At 71.0% G+C, this 1559-nt stretch carries 2 protein-coding genes; both read right to left on the bottom strand.

The window, feature by feature from the left end:
• Positions 1-380, bottom strand: a 380-nt coding sequence (locus VGW35_22685) for an ABC transporter permease (GenBank protein ID HEV8310478.1), incomplete at its 3' end; no start/stop codon positions are given.
• A gap of 1 nt (position 381) precedes the next feature.
• Complete coding sequence (locus tag VGW35_22690; protein ID HEV8310479.1) at positions 382-1425, bottom strand: ABC transporter permease; 1044 nt, start codon at positions 1423-1425, stop codon at positions 382-384.
• Positions 1426-1559: the final 134 nt, after the last annotated feature.

The raw sequence follows: 1559 nt of genomic DNA on the forward strand, positions 1-1559 counted from the left end.
AGCCGCGGCGCCACCGGCTCGATGAAGGGCTTGCCGAGATAGAACGCCAGCCCCGTGCCCAGGAGGAACAGGGCGATGCCGACGGCGATGTCGTTGACGCGGGGCAGGGTGGAGACGCCGCCGTGCAGGAGGCCGAACGCCGCGCCCGCCGCGCCCGCGACGAGCACGCCCAGCCACGGCGAGCCGCTGAGGTAGGCGACGGCGTAGGCGCTCATGGCGCCCATGACGAGCGTGCCCTCCAGCCCGAGGTTCACGCGGCCGCTCTTCTCGGTGAGCGTCTCGCCGAGGCTCACGAAGAGGTAGGGCGTGGAGACCCGGGCGGCGCCGCCGAGCACCGCGATCAGTACGCCCCACCAGCCGAGATCCGTCGCGGGCGGCACGTCACACCGTCGGCGACCGGAAGATTTTGAATCGCCCGTAGAGCGTGTTACCCGCCAGCACGGCGACGAACAGCAACCCCCGGAGCACGAGCGTGGCGGCGTCGGGCAGACCGAAGCGCCGCTGGAGGAGACCGCCGCTGGCGGAGATCCCACCCAGGAGGATCGCCACGAAGACCACCGCCAGAGGGTTCTGCCGTGCCAGGAAAGCCACCAGGATGCCGGCGTAACCGTAGCCGACGACCAGCGACGAGCTGGCGAAGCCGTGGACGGCGACGATCTCGATGGTGCCGGCCAGCCCGGCGGCGGCGCCGCCGATGAAGCACGTGGCCAGCACCATCGCCCCGACGGGCAGTCCCGCCGTCTGGGCGGCGCGGACGTTGCCGCCGAGGATGTCGACGGCGAAGCCGAAGGTGGTGTGCCGCATCAGCCCCCAGGTCAGGAGACAGGCGACGACGCCGAAGGCCAGGCCCCAGTGCACACCCGTCCCCGGCAGCTCGCCGATCATGAGCCGCTCGCCGATGCTCCAGCTCGCCGGCTTGAGGACCTGGGCGAAGTCGCGGATTGGGCCGGTGACCAGGTGGTTCATGACCGCGATGGCGATGTAGTTCAACAGCAAGGTGCAAATCGTCTCGTTCACGCCGCGCCAGTGGCGCAAGGCACCGGCCACGCCGATCCAGAGGCCGCCGGCCAGAGCTCCGGTCACGCACATCAGGGCGACCGCGAGAGGCGGGGGCCATCCCGCCAGCGTCACGCCGGCCAGGACCGCGGCCACGCCGCCGACCACCAGCGCGCCCTCCCCGCCGATTACCAGCAGCCCGGCCCGGGCCGGCAGGGCCGTGCAGAGCCCCGTCAGCATGAGGGGCGCGGCCTGGGTGAGCGTCTGCTCGATCGAGAACCAGGTACCGAAGGCGCCCAGGAAGAGGGCGGCGTAGACCTCGAGCGGGCTGAGGCCGCGGAGCACGACGAAGGCCCCGAACAGGACCAGCGCGGCCAGGAGCGCGGCTGCCGAGATCGCCGCCGTCTCCGCCCACGACCGGACCAGCACCGGCTACTTCTTGAGGCCGGTCTTCCCGATCGCGCCCTCGACGAGGAAGTTGACGGCGAGCTTGAACTTGTTGTCGTCGTTGGCGATGACCTGGCCCTCTTTGAGGATGACGTTGCCCTCGTTGTCCTTGAGCG

The sequence above is a fragment of the Candidatus Methylomirabilota bacterium genome, assembly GCA_036005065.1.
Lineage (GTDB): Bacteria > Methylomirabilota > Methylomirabilia > Rokubacteriales > DASRDR01 > DASYQW01.